The organism is Agrobacterium sp. LY4, from assembly GCF_001526585.1.
Classification (GTDB): Bacteria; Pseudomonadota; Alphaproteobacteria; order Rhizobiales; family Rhizobiaceae; genus Agrobacterium; species Agrobacterium leguminum.
Map to the genome: position 1 here is coordinate 1 of NZ_ASYA01000046.1, position 422 is coordinate 422.

At 65.4% G+C, this 422-nt stretch carries 1 protein-coding gene; it reads left to right on the top strand.

The window, feature by feature from the left end:
* The coding region (locus tag L904_RS23475) for an AGE family epimerase/isomerase (RefSeq protein ID WP_197416764.1) at window positions 1-422 on the top strand (422 nt) is incomplete at both ends.

The following is a 422-nucleotide window of genomic DNA, read 5'->3' on the forward strand; positions in this document are numbered from 1 at the left end:
CCCGGCCACCAGTTCGAATGGGCCTGGCTTCTGGTGCGCTGGGGCAGCCTGCGTGGAAACGACGAAGCGATCGGCAAGGCAAAACGCCTGTTCGAGATCGGCGAGGCCTACGGCATCTGCCCGCGCCGCAAGGTGGCGGTGATGAGCCTCTACGACGATTTTTCGGTGCATGACGGGCTGGCGCGGTTATGGCCGCAGACGGAATGGCTGAAGGCTTCGGTGCGGCTTGCGAGCGTCACGGGCGGCGAGGAGCGTCAGCGTTACCTCGCCTCCGGTCTCAGCGCCATCGGCGCGCTGCAGCCTTTCCTCGACACGCCGGTCAAGGGCCTGTGGTTCGACAAATGGCCGGCCGACAGGCCGATGCTCGACGAGCCGGCGCCGGCAAGCACGTTTTATCACATCGTCTGCGCCATATATGAGGC